At 31.4% G+C, this 17,064-nt stretch carries 20 protein-coding genes; 12 read left to right on the plus strand and 8 right to left on the minus strand.

Features of this window, described 5'->3' with window-relative positions; genetic code table 11:
• Positions 1-190: 190 nt before the first annotated feature.
• Entirely contained in the window at positions 191-610 is a 420-nt protein-coding gene (locus LW139_RS09670) for a hypothetical protein (RefSeq protein ID WP_208105249.1), read from the plus strand.
• Positions 611-764: 154 nt separating this feature from the next.
• Positions 765-2,330, plus strand: coding sequence for a transcriptional regulator TyrR (tyrR, locus tag LW139_RS09675; RefSeq protein WP_166541334.1), 1,566 nt, complete (start codon positions 765-767; stop codon positions 2,328-2,330).
• 67 nt (positions 2,331-2,397) lie between these two features.
• Here tyrR and tpx read toward each other — a convergent pair whose 3' ends face one another.
• A complete protein-coding gene (gene tpx, locus LW139_RS09680; RefSeq protein WP_166541333.1) occupies positions 2,398-2,901 on the minus strand; it encodes a thiol peroxidase in 504 nt (167 codons plus the stop codon).
• A gap of 224 nt (positions 2,902-3,125) precedes the next feature.
• Here tpx and LW139_RS09685 point away from each other — a divergent pair, with 224 nt between their 5' ends.
• Complete coding sequence (locus LW139_RS09685; protein ID WP_247851134.1) at positions 3,126-4,745, plus strand: peptide ABC transporter substrate-binding protein; 1,620 nt, start codon at positions 3,126-3,128, stop codon at positions 4,743-4,745.
• 615 nt (positions 4,746-5,360) lie between these two features.
• Here LW139_RS09685 and LW139_RS09690 read toward each other — a convergent pair.
• A complete protein-coding gene (locus LW139_RS09690; protein ID WP_166541331.1) occupies positions 5,361-5,921 on the minus strand; it encodes an Ail/Lom family outer membrane beta-barrel protein in 561 nt (186 codons plus the stop codon).
• A 259-nt stretch (positions 5,922-6,180) separates the two neighbouring features.
• Positions 6,181-6,522, minus strand: a complete 342-nt coding sequence (locus tag LW139_RS09695) for a DUF4377 domain-containing protein (protein ID WP_166541330.1) — start codon at positions 6,520-6,522, stop codon at positions 6,181-6,183.
• A 347-nt stretch (positions 6,523-6,869) separates the two neighbouring features.
• Between LW139_RS09695 and zntB the strand changes: the two genes are divergently transcribed.
• On the plus strand, positions 6,870-7,853 hold the full coding sequence (gene zntB / locus LW139_RS09700) for a zinc transporter ZntB (RefSeq protein ID WP_109408726.1): 984 nt from the start codon (positions 6,870-6,872) through the stop codon (positions 7,851-7,853).
• 313 nt (positions 7,854-8,166) lie between these two features.
• Here the strand turns inward: zntB and ttcA are convergent, their stop codons facing one another.
• The 3 genes from ttcA to leuE all read right to left on the minus strand — a co-directional run bounded on the left by ttcA (position 8,167) and on the right by leuE (position 10,795).
• On the minus strand, positions 8,167-9,090 hold the full coding sequence (ttcA, locus tag LW139_RS09705) for a tRNA 2-thiocytidine(32) synthetase TtcA (protein WP_109408727.1): 924 nt from the start codon (positions 9,088-9,090) through the stop codon (positions 8,167-8,169).
• Positions 9,091-9,380: 290 nt separating this feature from the next.
• Positions 9,381-9,938, minus strand: coding sequence for a 4Fe-4S dicluster domain-containing protein (locus tag LW139_RS09710; protein WP_227336815.1), 558 nt, complete (start codon positions 9,936-9,938; stop codon positions 9,381-9,383).
• A gap of 266 nt (positions 9,939-10,204) precedes the next feature.
• Positions 10,205-10,795 (minus strand): leucine efflux protein LeuE, encoded by a 591-nt coding sequence (gene leuE, locus LW139_RS09715; RefSeq protein WP_243733482.1) that lies wholly within the window; start codon positions 10,793-10,795, stop codon positions 10,205-10,207.
• A 306-nt stretch (positions 10,796-11,101) separates the two neighbouring features.
• Here leuE and LW139_RS09720 point away from each other — a divergent pair, with 306 nt between their 5' ends.
• The 8 genes from LW139_RS09720 (at position 11,102) to LW139_RS09755 (ending at position 16,323) form a co-directional block, all read left to right on the plus strand.
• Positions 11,102-11,893, plus strand: coding sequence for a nucleotidyltransferase domain-containing protein (locus tag LW139_RS09720; RefSeq protein WP_166541327.1), 792 nt, complete (start codon positions 11,102-11,104; stop codon positions 11,891-11,893).
• A 131-nt stretch (positions 11,894-12,024) separates the two neighbouring features.
• Positions 12,025-12,321, plus strand: coding sequence for a putative quinol monooxygenase (locus tag LW139_RS09725; RefSeq protein WP_166541326.1), 297 nt, complete (start codon positions 12,025-12,027; stop codon positions 12,319-12,321).
• A gap of 69 nt (positions 12,322-12,390) precedes the next feature.
• Complete coding sequence (locus tag LW139_RS09730; RefSeq protein WP_247851135.1) at positions 12,391-12,708, plus strand: hypothetical protein; 318 nt, start codon at positions 12,391-12,393, stop codon at positions 12,706-12,708.
• Positions 12,709-12,777: 69 nt separating this feature from the next.
• A complete protein-coding gene (locus LW139_RS09735) occupies positions 12,778-13,377 on the plus strand; it encodes a pentapeptide repeat-containing protein (RefSeq protein WP_166541324.1) in 600 nt (199 codons plus the stop codon).
• A 439-nt stretch (positions 13,378-13,816) separates the two neighbouring features.
• Entirely contained in the window at positions 13,817-14,353 is a 537-nt protein-coding gene (locus LW139_RS09740) for an Ail/Lom family outer membrane beta-barrel protein (RefSeq protein WP_166541323.1), read from the plus strand.
• A gap of 331 nt (positions 14,354-14,684) precedes the next feature.
• A complete protein-coding gene (locus tag LW139_RS09745) occupies positions 14,685-15,224 on the plus strand; it encodes an Ail/Lom family outer membrane beta-barrel protein (protein ID WP_166541322.1) in 540 nt (179 codons plus the stop codon).
• A 195-nt stretch (positions 15,225-15,419) separates the two neighbouring features.
• Complete coding sequence (locus LW139_RS09750) at positions 15,420-15,875, plus strand: GNAT family N-acetyltransferase (RefSeq protein ID WP_247851136.1); 456 nt, start codon at positions 15,420-15,422, stop codon at positions 15,873-15,875.
• Between the two features lie 166 nt (positions 15,876-16,041).
• Positions 16,042-16,323: a hypothetical protein gene (locus LW139_RS09755; protein WP_227336817.1), complete on the plus strand. Its 282-nt coding sequence runs from the start codon at positions 16,042-16,044 to the stop codon at positions 16,321-16,323.
• A gap of 97 nt (positions 16,324-16,420) precedes the next feature.
• On the opposite strand, the gene LW139_RS09760 is transcribed toward LW139_RS09755, so the two are convergent.
• Both LW139_RS09760 and LW139_RS09765 read right to left on the minus strand, forming a co-directional pair.
• Positions 16,421-16,618 carry a hypothetical protein gene (locus LW139_RS09760; RefSeq protein ID WP_109408737.1) on the minus strand — a complete coding sequence of 66 codons (198 nt, stop codon included), beginning with the start codon at positions 16,616-16,618 and terminating at the stop codon, positions 16,421-16,423.
• A 104-nt stretch (positions 16,619-16,722) separates the two neighbouring features.
• Positions 16,723-17,052, minus strand: coding sequence for an HI1450 family dsDNA-mimic protein (locus tag LW139_RS09765; RefSeq protein WP_409076918.1), 330 nt, complete (start codon positions 17,050-17,052; stop codon positions 16,723-16,725).
• Between the last annotated feature and the right edge of the window lie 12 nt (positions 17,053-17,064).

Below are 17,064 nucleotides of genomic sequence, written 5' to 3' on the forward strand. Positions count from 1 at the left end.
AAATAGTATTGAGTTTAGTGTGATAAATGGCGTTAAATATCACGGTAAGAAGTTTACCACAGAAATATTATCTCAATATATTTGTAAAATTTACTTTGTAGATAAATTTCTATTAAAAAATAGAGATGGTTTTTTATTTATAAAAAATAGGAAAAGAGTTAACAAATAATACTTTTAATCAGGTTGAAAAATGAAAGAAATACAGATGTCAGTAATAAAAAAACTCTCGAAGAAAAGACGCCAACTTTATCTTAGCTCTGCTCTTAATGTTTCAAATATTGATAAACAATTGAGTATTTTGATCCCTATTCTTAGTGAAACAATTGATGAAATTAAAAAAAAGCAGTATCAAAAACAATCTAAACCATTTCAAATAAAAGAAACATCAGAATTTTTTGAATATCTGAGAGAGACAGATAAAAAAGAACAGGCAATCAGTGCTCTAGAGTATCTTCTTTTTTGTTTTGATAATGGCTGTAAAACCATTAAGAAAGTAATACGCCGGGAATTAGGCCCCTTAATAAAAGATATCGAATATCTTATTGATTTTGAGCTGAAAAAAATAATAAAAAACTCTTCATTTTCATTATTTGATTTTTTTAAAGCATAAATAATTCAGGTATTAAAATCAAAATACAAGCTTATCTGTGTAAAAATAAATGCTAGTGGTGTCAACTTTTGCTGACAAGGCTCTTTATTTGGTTGATATTTATGTATAATATCTAGAATAAGTTCAGGGTCACTCAGTATTAAGAAGGTTTATAATGCGTTTAGAGATCACTTGTGAAGATCGCATCGGGTTAACCCGTGAATTATTGGATCTACTAGTATTAAAAAATATTGACTTACGTGGAATTGAAATATTTCCAATAGGTCTTATCTACCTGAATTTTTCACAGATTGATTTTGATATATTTCAACCGCTAATGGCGGAAATACGGCGAATAAATGGTGTTATTGATGTGCGGACAGTTGCATTTATGCCATCAGAACAAGAGCATCGAGCCATGTGGACACTGCTTGAATCTGTGCCAGTTCCGGTTTTTTCTATTAATATTAAAGGCCAAATAAAATTACAAAATCCGGCAACTCGCCAACTGTTTGAATTGGATGCTAACGATAATAGTGAAAAATCATTCAATCAACTAATCCCTAATTTTAATATTCATCGTTGGTTAGAACAAAAAGATCCTTCTGCTGAAATTATTCCAATCAATTTAAAAAAACAAAATTTTGATATGGAAATAGTACCAATAAAACTTGCAGATGATAACCAATCTAACCATTGTGTTGGTGCGCTTATTTTATTGAAATATCGAGATGTTGTTCACGATCATTCAAAATTAATTGTCAGTGATAATCATGAATTTGAGAAAATTATTGCTGTTAGTTCTCAAATGAAACAACTTGTTGAACGTGCAAAAAAAATGGCAAAAATGGATGCGCCACTGTTATTGGTAGGTGATACCGGTACAGGAAAAGATTTATTTGCTAAAGCCTGTCATTTCCTTAGTTCCCGTGCTAGAAATCCTTTTTTGGGACTCAATTGTGCTTCAATGCCTGATGATGTCGTAGAAAGTGAGTTATTTGGTTATGCGGCAGGGGCTTACCCTAATGCTGTTGAAGGAAAAAAAGGCTTCTTCGAGCAGGCCGACAGAGGAACCGTTTTACTTGATGAAATTGGCGAAATGTCTCCTCAAATGCAAATTAAGCTTCTACGCTTTTTAAATGACGGGACATTTCGTCGTGTAGGTGAGGAGCACGAGGTTAATGTCAATGTTCGCATTATTTGTGCAACGCAGAAAAATTTGTGGGAACTGGTACAAAAAGGGTTGTTTAGAGAAGATCTTTATTATCGCCTGAATGTATTAACGTTAACTCTACCTCCGTTGCGAGAAAGAAAAGCCGATATTATGCCGTTAGCGATGCATTTTATTAACCAATATTGCATTGAGCAGCAAGCAACTAAACCTGTAATATCACCGGAGTTATCAGTTTATTTAACACAGTATGGTTGGCCTGGTAATGTTCGCCAATTAAGAAATACTGTTTATCAAGCAATGGCGCAATTAGTAGGAAACACTCTGCGAATTCAGGATATTACTTTACCTGAGCATACAGATGAAACTCTATTTGATGTGGATTTATTAGAAGGCTCATTAGATGAAATGACAAAACGCTTTGAGGCTTCAATTTTAACGCGCTTATATCGTGATTATCCAAGCACTCGGAAACTTGCAAAACGTTTAGGTATTTCTCATACAGCGATTGCCAATAAACTGAGAGAATATAATTTAACAAATAAAAAGACCGAAAAGTCTGAAGGTTAATTTGGTTGTAGGATTTTCTGCATAAAAAAGACGAGCGTAATGCTCGTCTTTTTTTTTATAATGAATATTATTTTAGTGCATTTAATGCATTATCATAATTTGGTTCAGTTGTGATTTCATCAACTAACTGGGTGTAGAGAACAGTATTGTTTTCATCTAACACAATCACTGCGCGGCTAGTTAAGCCTGCTAATGGGCCTGATGTAATTGCAACACCGTAATTTTCTTTGAATTCAGCACCGCGCATTGTAGATAATGTTACAACATTATCTAAACCTTCAGCGCCACAGAAACGCGCTTGGGCAAAAGGTAAGTCAGCTGAAATACATAAAACAACCGTGTTATTTAGTTCATTTGCAACTTTATTAAATTGACGAACACTCGCAGCACAAACTCCAGTATCTACGCTTGGGAAAATGTTTAGAACTTTACGTTTACCTGCAAAGCTTGTTAAAGAGATGTCATTAAGATCTTTACCTACGAGAGAGAAATCAGCAGCTTTTTGACCTACTGTTGGGAATTTACCAGCCAGAGTCACTGCATTTCCTTGTAAAGTAACTTGATGTGCCATTGTTGTTCTCCTTTATTAGTTGTCAGACTAATTGTTATTAATACTAAATTATTAACGAAAAATCTTGTTAATGCTTAACCATTATTAAAATTTGCCACTGTTTGCATAGTGACCATGAAAAACATAAAAATTTATAAAATATTTGTAATCAGTGATTGTGCCTTTTTATCAGGCTCTTATAATTATGCAGTTCATTCTCATACAGATTACAGGACGAAACAGACATGCGCAAAATATTCGTCATCTCATGTGCACTTGTCGTTCAAGGATTACTCGTATCGCAGGTAAATGCGGCGGTAGTGCCAGCAGGAACGATACTCGATAAAAAACAAGAAGTGGTTAGACATTTAAAAGATGAACCAGCGTCACTTGATCCTATTAATGCCGTGGGGTTAACTGAAGCTCAGGTGCAACGTGATTTATTTGAAGGATTGACGATAGAAGATGAACATGGACGAGCTATTCCAGGTGTCGCTCAGAGTTGGCGTACTGAAGATAATCGTGTATGGATCTTTACTTTGCGTGATAATGCGAAATGGTCTAATGGAGAAAAAGTCACTGCAACTGATTTCGTTTACAGTTGGCAACGATTAGTTGATCCTAAAAATCTTTCTCCTTTTGCATGGTATGCTTCGCTCGCTTCTATTGAAAATGCTCAAAAAATTATTGATGGAAAATTAAAACCAAGCTCATTGGGTGTAGAAGCAATAGATGAAAAAACGTTAAAGGTGACGTTAGAGCGACCTGTTTCTTATTTTCCAAGTTTGACAACGAATTTTTCTTTATATCCAGTTCCTCGCCATAGCATTGAAAAATATGGTGCTGGTTGGATCAAAGTTGGTAATTTGGTTGGAAATGGTGCTTTTGTTTTAACAAATAGAGTGGTTAATGAAAAAATTGTATTAACACCTAATCCTTATTATTGGGATCATAAAAATACAGTATTAACAAAAGTCACGTTTGTACCGATAAACCATGAATCACATGCAACTAAACGCTATTTAGCAGGTGATATCGATATAACAGAGTCATTTCCTAAAAATTTATACCACAAACTAATGAAAGATATTCCTAATGAGGTTTATATACCCGATCAATTAGGAACATATTATTATGCTTTTAATACTCAATCAGGGCCAACAAAAGATATTCGTGTACGTAAAGCATTGGCAATGGCAATAGACAGAAAAATCATTACCGATAAAGTGTTAGGCACAGGTGAAAAGCCAGCAAATCGTTTTACACCAGATGTTACGGCTAATTTTACCCCTGAATCAACTATTTATGATGAATATAATCAAGATGAATTAGATAGCCAAGCCAAGATATTGTTAGCGGCAGCGGGATATGGGCCTCATAATCCATTAAAATTATCATTGTTATACAATAATTCGGAAAATCATCAGAAAATTGCCATTGCAGTCGCTTCTATGTGGAAGAAAAAGCTAGGGGTTAAAGTTGAGCTACGTAATCAAGAATGGAAAACGTATATAGACAGCCGAAACTCAGGGGATTTTGATGTGATAAGAGCATCATGGGTGGGTGATTATAATGAACCTTCTACTTTCTTAAGTTTATTAGGCTCTAAACATGCGGGTAATATACCTAAGTATCAAAATAAGCAATATGATGAAATTTTGACATTGTCAGGTATGGCGATTGATGCAAATGAAAGAAATAGTCTATATAACCGAGCAGAACAAATTATCGCAGAGGATGCACCAATAGCACCTATTTATCAATATACTAATGGGCGATTGATAAAACCTTGGTTGAAGGGTTATCCTATTGAGAATCCTGAAGATGTCGCTTATAGCCATACACTTTATATATTACAGCATTAAGATAGTAATGAATAGATTACTTGAAAATAGCCATCAGTGAACTCTGGCTGCGTAAAAGAATAAGAGAAAATAGATAATGCCTCAAAGTTAATACCCTTGCTTTGAGGTATTTTTTTATTAAAAAATAAATAAAAAGCTAAACAGTTATCGTTTCAGTTTTAATCTTGAATAAATAGAGGAGTGTATAAAATAAGAGGGCATATAAATAAAAAAGAACCCCTTTAAAAAGGGGCGTAGCAAAATAAAGCAGGTTAATTTATTGTCTGGATATAAATTATATTTTTAATGCCCTATTTGCACGCTTTTTATTGTATCGAACTGTTACAGCAATTAATAATATATGTATAAAAAAAGTCCCTCTGTTATAAAAACAGAAGGAGACTCAAAAGGAATAAACATTGCAGAAGAGATGTTAATACATTTTTGCTACTTTGTTTTGACTAATTGTGCAATGTGTTCGATGTTAAATATTATATTTCATATTATTTATAGGTATAACTCCTTAGAGACAATAAAAATTGATGAGTTTATTGTTATATTTAAGCCTTTTATAGGTAAAACCACCTCTTAGCAATCTATAAATTGTTAAATTAAATTATAGTTTATAAGGGGGGGTTAAAAGCGATAACCTAAAGATAATTGTATGCTATTTAATTCAATATGGCGTTTATTTGCAGTGGTATCGGAATAAAGATAACCAAAGTTAATTGCGACCTCTTTTATGGGGTTATAATCGATGCCTATTTGACCAATAACACTTGTTGTATCCACTCTATGCGTGTCTGTAGTATTTATTTCAGGGTGAAATTTATCTTCTTGATACTTTAATTTATTGGGCCCCATTTGGGCATAAACAGAAAACTTAGGCGTTATTCTATAAGTAGGGCCGATTAATAGAGCTGTGGTTTTAGTTTTATATTGTTTTATTGATGGAGTGATAAAACGAGGATCTTTAAAGGGTTCTTTATAATTTGAATTTAAATAGAGTAGAGAAATTAATAAACCCCAAGCATTTTCTGTTTCATAACGATAATTGATTATAGGGCCTTTGGCGGTATCTCCTTTTAGTTTTCCGTAAATATAGCCACTATAGACAGTATGTGATTCATTGTAAGCATATAATGCAGAAGAGTAAGGTAAAATTAAGCTAATTAAAATAAGTATTAATTTATTCATTATAGAGGTTCTATGTTGATGTGAAGAGCTCTATTTTTAGTAAATTCAAACACAATTTCAATGTTAATTGATTGAAATTACTCTTAAAAAAAATTAGCAGACTTATCTTTAATACATAATAAAAAATGAGATCACATAAATAGCTTATTAATAAGTTTTATTAATTTGTTAATAAGAAACTATCAGAAGAATAATATCAATAGATAAATGACTCACAATAGCGAATACGGTCTATTGTGAGTTTAAATTAAGTAAAAAATTATTTTTTATCGACAATTTCTACCAGTGTATATTTTACGCTAGGTGCATCAGCTGGTGGATTAGGAATATCTGTAACATTTACTTTTAATGTGTATTCAGTACCTGCTTTATATTCAAAACCTTCAATGTTCTGATAGAAAAGGGACCATTCGCCTGAAGGGAGCTCTTTCACCTTCATGCATTTCATTGGTGCAACACCGACACAATCATAAAGTTGTGAATCGACTAGAAGTGTTTTTGTTATATCAGAAGTAGAGGCAGTATTAGCACTTTCAGTCGATGTTGCATCATTGCATCCAGCTAAAAGCAAAAATAAAGGAATAGCGAGAAATTTTTTCATATTGATGACCTTATTTTTAGGTTGCAATAAATGTATAAGATAATATTTAGTATACACTAGGGATCTAATTATTATAAATTACAGTAGATAAAATTTTTCCTATAAATAAAGTAAGTTACCTATAGATATTTCTAGTATTAATATACTAACGTAATTATCCGAATTGGATTTAGTGTAATAATCCTAAAGTGGAGAATATAAATAGAAGTTTTAGATTAATTATACAAAAATAGTGTTGATATACAGTGAGCTAGAAAAAAGTATAAAATAAAACATTGAAAAATAATTAGATAAAGAGACGATAAATTAATCTATTGCGACTAAAGCAAGCGTACGGAGGAAACTAAATGAAAACAATTAATGACTCTATTTTGCAAGATTCAGATGCAATTTACACCGCGCAACTTGATGGTCATGGTGGAGTAATAGAAATAACAGCAGATACAATCGCTACAAACGATAATCCTTATTGGATACATTTGGACTATCGTAAGCCACAAAGTGCGAAATGGATAGAGGAAACAGAAGCACTTCCACCTATTGCCAAAGATGTATTATTAGCAGAGAACATCAGACCAAAAGCACAAAGGATTGGTGAAGGTGTCGTCATCAATTTGCAAACAATTAATAATAATCCTAATGATAGACCTGATGAACTAGTCGCATTCAGAATTTATATTAACAGCCAAACAATTGTTTCGAGTCGTCATCGTCGAGTTAATTCAGTGGATTCTGTTATTCATACCTTAGAGTTAGGCAGTGGACCTGAAAGCAGTGGTGATTGGCTTATAACTATGGCAGATGCTGTTACTGATGAAATAGGTGAATTTGTTGAAACTTTGCATGACCAATTAATTGAACTCGAAGATATGATCCTTGATCAACAAATACCAGCAAGAGGTGAACTCGCATTATTAAGAAAACAGTTAATAGTTTTACGTCGCTACATGGCTCCGCAACGAGATGTATTTTCTAGGCTTTCTATCGAAAAATTACCATGGATGAGTGATAGTGATAGAGTCACAATGCTCGAAATATCAGAAAGACTTTCTCGACGTTTAGAGGATTTGGACAGTAGTATTTCTCGTACAGCGGTGATCGCTGATGAAATAACATCAATGATGGCAGATGCGATGAATAGACGTACTTACACTATGTCATTAATGGCGATGTTATTTTTACCAACGACATTTCTAACAGGGCTATTTGGTGTCAATTTAGGCGGAATTCCTGGAAATGAATTCCCTTATGGTTTTGCCATTTTTTGTTTATCTCTCTTTGTTTTGATTGTGATTGTTACTTGGTGGTTAAAGCGTAGTAGATGGTTGTAAAAATTCAGCAAATTAATCGTAACTAAATGGATTTAAAAAAGAATTCTCTAACCCTGTTTGAGATATATCAATTTTTTAAAATAGAACATCTGGCATTATAACTCTCGCAGGTGAATACAACGTTGAGCGATGAACGTTGTGCTCCATAATTGTAGTTTTTCTCATATTGAGTTCTTAATACAGAATAATTGACCATTATTACACCGATGTTTATTAACATCGGTTTTTTTTTGCTCAAATTTATTATTGGTGATTATTTGGTCATAAAAGTCCTAAGCCTTGAAAACAAGACTTAGGATTAGGATATCGTGTTTTATTTCACTTCAATAATATCGAGTTTATTTTGGCTAAAGTCGGGACGTTCATCATCTTCTTCTTGGAACATCACGGGTACGGTTGGAATATCATCTTTATCAAAAGCTAAATCGCCACCATTAATGACTTCATCCCCATGTTTGATATTAGCAAAATCAAATAATTGAGTATCACATAAGTGTGATGGAACAATATTCTGTGTTGCTCTAAACATAGTTTCAATACGTCCAGGGTAACGCTTATCCCAATCTCTTAGCATCTCTTTAATAACTTGACGTTGTAGATTAGGCTGTGAACCACAAAGATTACACGGGATAATTGGGAACTGTTTTGCTTGTGCAAAACGCTCAATATCTTTTTCACGAGCATAAGCAAGAGGGCGAATAACGATTTGTTTACCATCATCACTCATTAATTTAGGTGGCATACCTTTAAGTTTTCCACCATAAAACATATTTAAGAATAATGTTTCTAAAATATCATCACGATGATGTCCTAGCGCAATCTTAGTAGCACCCAACTCTGTCGCTGTACGATACAAAATACCACGACGTAAACGAGAGCATAAAGAGCAGGTTGTTTTACCTTCAGGAATAATATCTTTGACAATTCCATAGGTATTTTCTTCAACAATTCTATATTCCACACCGAGCTCATTTAAATACTCTGGTAAAATATGCTCAGGAAATCCAGGTTGTTTTTGGTCTAAATTCACGGCAATAAGTGAAAAATTAATTGGCGCACTTTTTTGCAGATTCATTAAGATAGAAAGTAGAGTGTAACTATCTTTACCACCAGAAAGGCAGACCATGATTTTATCGCCATCTTCTATCATATTAAAGTCAGCGATAGCTTGCCCAACATCGCGGCGTAAGCGTTTTTGTAGTTTGTTGAAATTATACTGTTCTTTTGGAATGCTCATTTTTACGGTTCTATATCGTTGCTGATTATTCTGTAACTTGCTAACCAAGGCTTTGTTTTCTATCTCGAACGTTGAATGATTTAAAAGCTATATAAATCAATAAAATGTTTTATAACTCATTTGATGAGTGGTTTGGAAAACAAAGTTATTTATGGCAAGAAAATGGATAAGTCGCTAATGATAGCAGATGGCAGGGTAGTTTCGATATAGATAACTACAGTTAAGCGATTTCAAGGTAGTAAAAAGTAAGAAGTAATAGCCTTATAGAAATGGATAAGGCTATTGTAATTTTAAATAGATATTCCCTGTATATTAAGATCTTCGCGTAAAATCGAGTTTTTTCTACGTTCAGCAGTCAATTGTGTTAGATCGTTATCAGAGACTAAAATTAAGGCGTCTTGAGGACAATATTCAACACAGGCAGGCCCTTGTTCTCTATGATTACATAAATCACATTTGATGATATCAACTTGGAAATGTTGGCCAAGATCTAAAAATGAAGTTGGGGAGGTGTTGTTTTTTTTCTCAAGCTCAATGGCGCCAAAAGGGCAAGCTAAAAGACAGGCTCTACATCCAATACAATTTTCAGGGTGTGTTTCAACAAAGTTTTCACCACGTACTAATGCTTGTGTTTGGCAAGCTTGTGCACAAGGTGCATCTTCACATTGATGGCAAACAGAAGCAGTAAACTGATGCATTAATTTAATAATATGTATTCTAGGATGAAAATTCTTTTTATTGAGAAAATCATTTCCATCTTTTTCTGATGTGTGACCGACTGAACAAACGACTTCGCACGTCTTACAGCCAATACATTTTTTAGAATCAATAACAATTTGGCTATTCATCTCAATACCTATCTATAAGGATATGTATTTTATGATATATCGATAATGGGAGTGTTTTAATAATATTAATCAAATTTATATTAAATAAATGAGGTTAAATAATAATAAAATAAAAATAGCCTTTAAAACTAAAATAGAATGAGAATGAATATTATTTAATAAAATAATAGGAGTAGAATTTTACAAATATACGTAAATAATCGTATATTAAAAAATGGCAATCTTATTCTGATTGCCATCTCTTTAATAAGGATTGTTATTAAAAATCAGGATGATAATGTTGCTAGTTTAGTCGCGAATCCCATAAAGAAAAGCCCAATAACACCATTGCCTAATTTTGCAATATTTTTACGTGAGCCAAAGAAGCGGGCAAGGGCTACACCACCAAATATTAGAAAAGAGAGATAAATAAAGCTAAACGCTTCAAGCATGGAAGCAAGAATTAAATAAGATAATCCAGTATGTGCATAATTAAAATCTATAAACTGAACAAAAAATGAAATATAAAATAGAATCGCTTTAGGATTGGTCATGCTTAATGTAAGCGCTTTTCTGAAAACGTGTTTCTGTACTGTCGTTGTTTGTTCTGAATATACTTTTTTGGAGAAAAAAGTTGCATGGATAATCTTTATTCCTAAATAAAGGAGGTAAAAAGCACCTAAAAAACGGACAATAGTAAAGAGTACAGGAGAGGCTTTTATAACAGATGCGACACCAATAAAGGCGAGAAAAATTAAAATAGCATCACCTAAAAAGACACCGAATGCAGCACGATAGCCATCCCTGACGCCCCCTGATGCGCTTGTTTTTAGCACATAAAGTGTATTAGGGCCAGGAACCAGGATAATAAAAAACATGCCTGCAAGGTATGTCCAGATATTGAGTACACCAAATTGTTCAAGCCACACGTTAACCCCCAAAATCTTACTTTCTCTGTATTACTTAATGAATGGTTATTATATAAAGAGAATCAGTATTATTTAAACGTATATTTTTATCGATATTGAGAATAAATGTTTGATATTTACTGCCTACTGTGTGAGAAACAGACCTTTTTTATTGTTTCAAAACAGGTTGCTGCATCGTTTTGTTTTTTATGCATTGCGTCTTGCTAAGAAAGAGTTAGGGTTTAATTATATATAGATTTTCCATAAAGGTAAGCTATGACAATTTCTCAAGTAGGTAAAATAAAGTTACCTTCCACAAAGTGTTTTCAATCATCATTTCAATCTGTTATTACTGATGTCACTGAGCAACTTTCTCAATTGTTAAAAGAAAGGTTACATAGCATATATGTTTATGGCAGTGTGGCCAATGGATGCGCAACAGAGGGAATATCAGACTTAGATATTTGCTTAATTTTAAATCATGAAATAAACGAAAGCGAAATTCACCTGTTAGATAATGCAAGAGCAATATTAGAAAAACAACACTCTATTGTCAGCAAAATTGATTTCGATATTGGTGTTTTAAGCGAGGTATTGGCGCCTAACAATTTATACAGTTGGGGCTATTGGTTAAAACATCACTGTCGTTGTATTTTTGGTGATGATTTAACTCAATATTTTTTACCATTCTCACCATCAAGAAAAATTGCCTTGGCAATAAATGGTGATTTTGTACAAGTTATAGATAGCTATATTAAACAGATAGATGAAAGGCAGTTGGCTATTGAAAAACATCACTTACAAAGGGCAATAGCGCGTAAACTTATTCGCTCAACAAATATTTTACGTAGTGAAAAAGATGAATATTGGCCTGAAATACTAGAAGACTTTGTAAAAATAGTAGAAGCAAATTATCCAGATCAACAAAAAAGTATTAATTATCTTTTATCTAAAAGCATAAACCCAATCGATGATATAAATGTGTTTATACAAAAAGCAAAGCTATTTACTCATTGGTTAGAAGTCGAGTGTTTAAAGAAAGATAAAGAGGATAGCCTGAAAAACTAAGGCGGTTTTTATTCTTTTAAAGAAGCATTTTTCTTTTGTAAAAAGTCTAGATCTCTTAAGTCAACTAGACTATATTTGGCTGTGTTTTTATACAGCATCTTGTGTTATTCAATTACGGTAAGGAAAATGTGATGTTAAAAGTGATTGCTGAAGATTTTATTAAAACAGAAGCGATAGAAATTGTTTTACCTCTTTATCGTGAGCTTGTTGAAGCGACTAAAAAAGAGCCTCTTTGTATTAGCTATAATTTATATGTTGATGAAAAAGATCCAGGCCACTTTGTCTTTGTTGAACAATGGCCAGATCATGCTGCGCTTGATACACATTGTGCTAGTGAACATTTTCAGCGGCTAGTTCCGATGATCAATGCATATAAAAAAGCTGAGCCTAAATTTTTGCTTATGGCAGATGCTTTTGATGAAAATTAAAAGTAATAAACCTTGTCTCAATTATAGTGAATACACTAAATTTTAAGAAATAAAACAAGAGAGATGATGATGTTAGCGAAATATATATCTCAAATTGTAAACCAAGAAGATAATTATCAAATTTTAAGTACTCAGAAACTTTGGGATAACTTAGCAGAAATAACCAGAGCAACTCATAGCTGGTTATTTCCTGATGGTGTCATCTTGAAATGCACAGAAGAGATAGAAACAGAGTTCTATGATAATGACGCTCAATGTCCCGAACATTGGATCACTTGGGAAATTGTAGAATCGAATAACAAAATTATCTCTCCTTGTCGGAAAGAATTTTTTAATTTATGTCAGCAAAGTTTTTGGTTAAAAATGCAACTTGCTAATAATATATAAACATAAAATAAACTTTACTCTAGGCCTGTTTTATCTCTAGATTAATATACATTTCTATTGAGTTCATATATGGAAAATTTAAAGAGTAATCAAGAATATTTAGATAGAACTTTTACTAAACTTGATATTAATGAATTGGCACTTAGCAATGTTATTTTTGAGGAATGTGAATTTCACCAGTGTAATTTTTTATCTGCTGAGCTATTGCATTGCAAGTTTGTACATTGCTTATTTGAACAATGTAATTTAAGTTTAGCTAATTTTCCTAATACTCGATTTTCTAATACTGAATTTGTTGAATGTAAACTTGTTGGTATTGATTGGACAAAAGCGCATTGGCCAAAATTCGATCTTTATTCTCAACTCAGTTTTAAAAATAGCATTTTAAGCGGATGTAACTTTTTTGGATTAAAACTGAGCGAATCTATTTTTGAAGAGTGTAGATTACATGATGTGGATTTTAGAAATGCGGAGCTTCAAAGATCACTTATGGTTGGTTCTGATTTTTCTAATAGTTTGTTTATGCAAACAAATTTAGAAGGGGTTGATTTTACTCATTCGCATTCTTTTGATATTGATATTCGGCAAAATAAAATGACGAAAGCAATTTTTTCTAAAATAGAAGCACTCGATTTACTTAAATATCTTGATATTAAATTGATCGATTAATCACCATGGAGAGTTAAGTGATATTTAATTTGAGGTTACTTCGTAGCATAAATATTTAAATTATTTAAAATAAAAGCCATATTGTATTAATAATAAAATATATTTACTTTAGTTGGCAGTTAAGTTTTTTACTTTTAATAAATAATAAAATATTAATAATAGATGGAAAATAAAAAATCTAATTAAAATTTAAAATAAGTTTTTTTATAATTTATAGACTTAATATTCCCTTAATAATAGAGAAAAATAAGGTAAGTTTGTTGTTGAGACAGATGGTCTTTTAATTATCAATTTAACCATAATAATTTCTTTATAAAAATAAATTAATAACGTATTATTTATAAATAAAATTTATTGAGTATTAAACTCAATTTAATAAGAGAGCTAAATTCTAGTTTAGTTCCTTTTTTCTATCCTTTGTTTTATATAGAGAATAAAAATGAATCGTAATTTATTTCTATCCACTTCGTTGTTAGCTATTTCTACACTTTCTTTTAATGTACAAGCCGCGTTAGATAATACTTTATCATTAGGTTATGCTCAAAGTTCAATTAAATTGAATGATGATAAAATAGATGATAATCCTAAAGGGGTTAACTTTAAGTATAACCATGAATTTGATAATGAGTGGGGGGTTATTGGATCACTGACGTATACAAAATTAACCTATAATTATTATAGTCGTTGGGGAAAAATTGGTTCAAGTGAAATTGACTATGTTTCATTAACGGCTGGCCCTAGTTATCGTTTTAATGACTATTTTAGTGCATATGGTTTAATTGGTCTTGGTCACGTTAGTCAAGAAGATAAATATTATTATGTTAATGATACATACAGCAAAACGTCCATGGCTTATGGATTAGGTTTGCAAATTAATCCAATCCCAAACGTAGCAATTGATGCATCTTATGAATATTCAAAATTTGATAATGCAAAATTCGGTACTTGGGTATTAGGTGTCGGTTATCGTTTCTAATATTAAGCTGATAAATAATATTTTTAAAAGGTCACATTATGTGGCCTTTTAAAAATCACATCATAAAATTAGAATTAACATTCCATTTAACACTTTATTCTAAATTTAAATACTTTTCATTTGTTTCTATTTCAGTTTAAATATCATTTTTTGTCTATTTGTTAAAATATAATATTTATTATTAATTTATAAATAACAATATATTTATTTTCTTCAATTTTTTATTTATTATTTAAGTGTGAATTTCACTTTATAACACTAAATTAATTTTAATGCTAATTATATTTTGGTGTTTTATTTTATTGTAGAATTTAATTTATCGGGAAATATAATGAAATATAAATTATTTATTTCAATGATTATGATTGTTTTGTCAACACTATCTTTTAGTACATCGGCAACATTGAAAAATACATTTTCTTTAGGTTATGCACAAAGTCAATTAAAAATGGATAGTAATAATGTAACTGATACGCCTAAAGGTATTAATGTTAAATATAATTATAAATTAATGAATGATTGGGGCATGTTTGGCTCATTTACATATAATAAAGAAAAGTATTCTTTTGATATTAATGATAGTAAAGGGAATATAAATTATAATTATTACTTATTCTCTATAGGCCCAAGTTATCGTTTTAATGAATATATAAATTTATATGGTTTGATTGGTATTAGCTCAATTAACATGAAATTAAACTGTGAAAATAACTCTGGTAATATTCATTTCAATAAGATATCAAATAGTTATGGTGCGGGCTTACAATATAACCCGGTTGCAAAACTTGCTATTGATGCATCTTACGAATACTCAAAGTTAAATAATATCGAATTTGGTACATGGGTGATCGGGCTTGGTTATCGATTCTAATTTTATTACGGTTAATTATAAAAAATAGATAAATTTTCTTTTTGATAAAAAGGGTTGGTAATATGTTTATCAACCTTTATTTGAAAAATATAAGTTCATCGCTATAACTTAACATACACAAAAATTATAATTTTTAATTATTCTTATTCAGATATAATAAATCATATTAAAAAATAATTTTTATTAGGAAATTATATGTTAACTATAATAAAAGCAGAACCTTCACACTATGATGAAATGATTACAGTTTGGGAGTCATCGGTTAGAGCTACGCATGCATTTCTATCTGAAAATATTATTTTCTCGCTTAAAAAAAATATTGTAGAAAAGTATTTTCCTATGCTTAATACCTATATTGCGATAGACAATAATAATGTTATTCATGGGATCTTGGGTGTGGCAGAAAATAAATTAGAAATGCTCTTTGTTGATGCAAATTCTAGAGGGAATGGTTGTGGTAAATTGCTTACAACTTTTGCGATAAATACATTGCATATTGATGAGTTAGATGTAAACGAGCAAAATCCTCAAGCAATTGGTTTTTATCTTTATATTGGATTTGAGCAAGTAGGGCGCTCTGAAGTAGATGGGCAAGGAAATCCTTTTCCATTATTGCATTTAAGATTAAATAAAAGTAAGTATAAATACTGAGAAAAATATTAAAGATATAAAATAGAAGAGACAGTGAAAATTATTATTATTTATCTTATATAAATAATAATTATCCACTTAAATTTGATTTATATCGTAATAACACTCATGATTTAATGAAATAATTTTTTCATAAATTAATAAATAATATAATAGTGGAATTATTATGAAAAAAAATTTAGTGATTATTTTATCTTTATTCACCCTATCGGCTTGCTCTGAGTCACAAGAAAATAGAGTTATTGAATATTGCATGGATACATTGAATATTTATAGCACAGTAACAAACGAGCAGTGTCTGTGTTTTTATAATGAAGCGCGTGATAAATTTTCTTCAACTGAAATTGATAGAATGATCAAATCACCACCAATAAAACAAGATAGTACGCTCACAAGAGAAGGTACAATGTTTTTAACTATTGCTCATTCATCAAAATGCTTTGAGTGAATTACCCATATCAAAGGTAAAAATAGGTGAAAGGTACTAATTGCTTATGCTTATATTGCTTATGCTTATATAGTGTTTTTCATTTTCTATACCATTATTACCAAAGATATTGCATAAAGGGTAAATAAGCAAAAACTAAAGCGATGAACATAAACAAAAGACGAAATAATATTTTTTGTGTTTTTATTGTGGCATAGAGCATGACGATAATAACTGCTACGCAGATATACCAGTAAAATGCTCCAAAGAAAGCTAAGGCAAAAATAGCATCAATAATAAAGTGACTATCACTCATTTATTTCTCTCTGACATAAAAAATCACCTACTAAAACATAAGCAGGTGAAGATAAAGGTAATTATCAGGTGCGCAGTAAAACCGCGTTCTTCAGGGGGCGGATATCAAGATTTCCAAATAATATGGAACATAGGCTGTAATGGATCGCGACTAATTAGGACACGACCAAAAATATCATCAATATCGGAATCGTCATCAGGTGCAAGACCAATAATCACTTCGCTAAAGCGAGCAGGTGTAACAGGAAGGCCGACAATAAACTGCCAATCATTACCTAATGGAACCACTTCAGCTGCGCCTCTTTCTTCAAATTGCAGGTTAAATAGTAATTGATCTGCAACATCCAAATTATCGACTGCTTGAGCTAAAAATAAATCATAAGCTTGTTCTAGCGCTTCATCTTCACTAATTAAGGTTGGTTCATTCATGGTAATGCCTGTTTATTA

It is taken from the genome of Proteus vulgaris (genome assembly GCF_023100685.1).
GTDB lineage: Bacteria > Pseudomonadota > Gammaproteobacteria > Enterobacterales > Enterobacteriaceae > Proteus.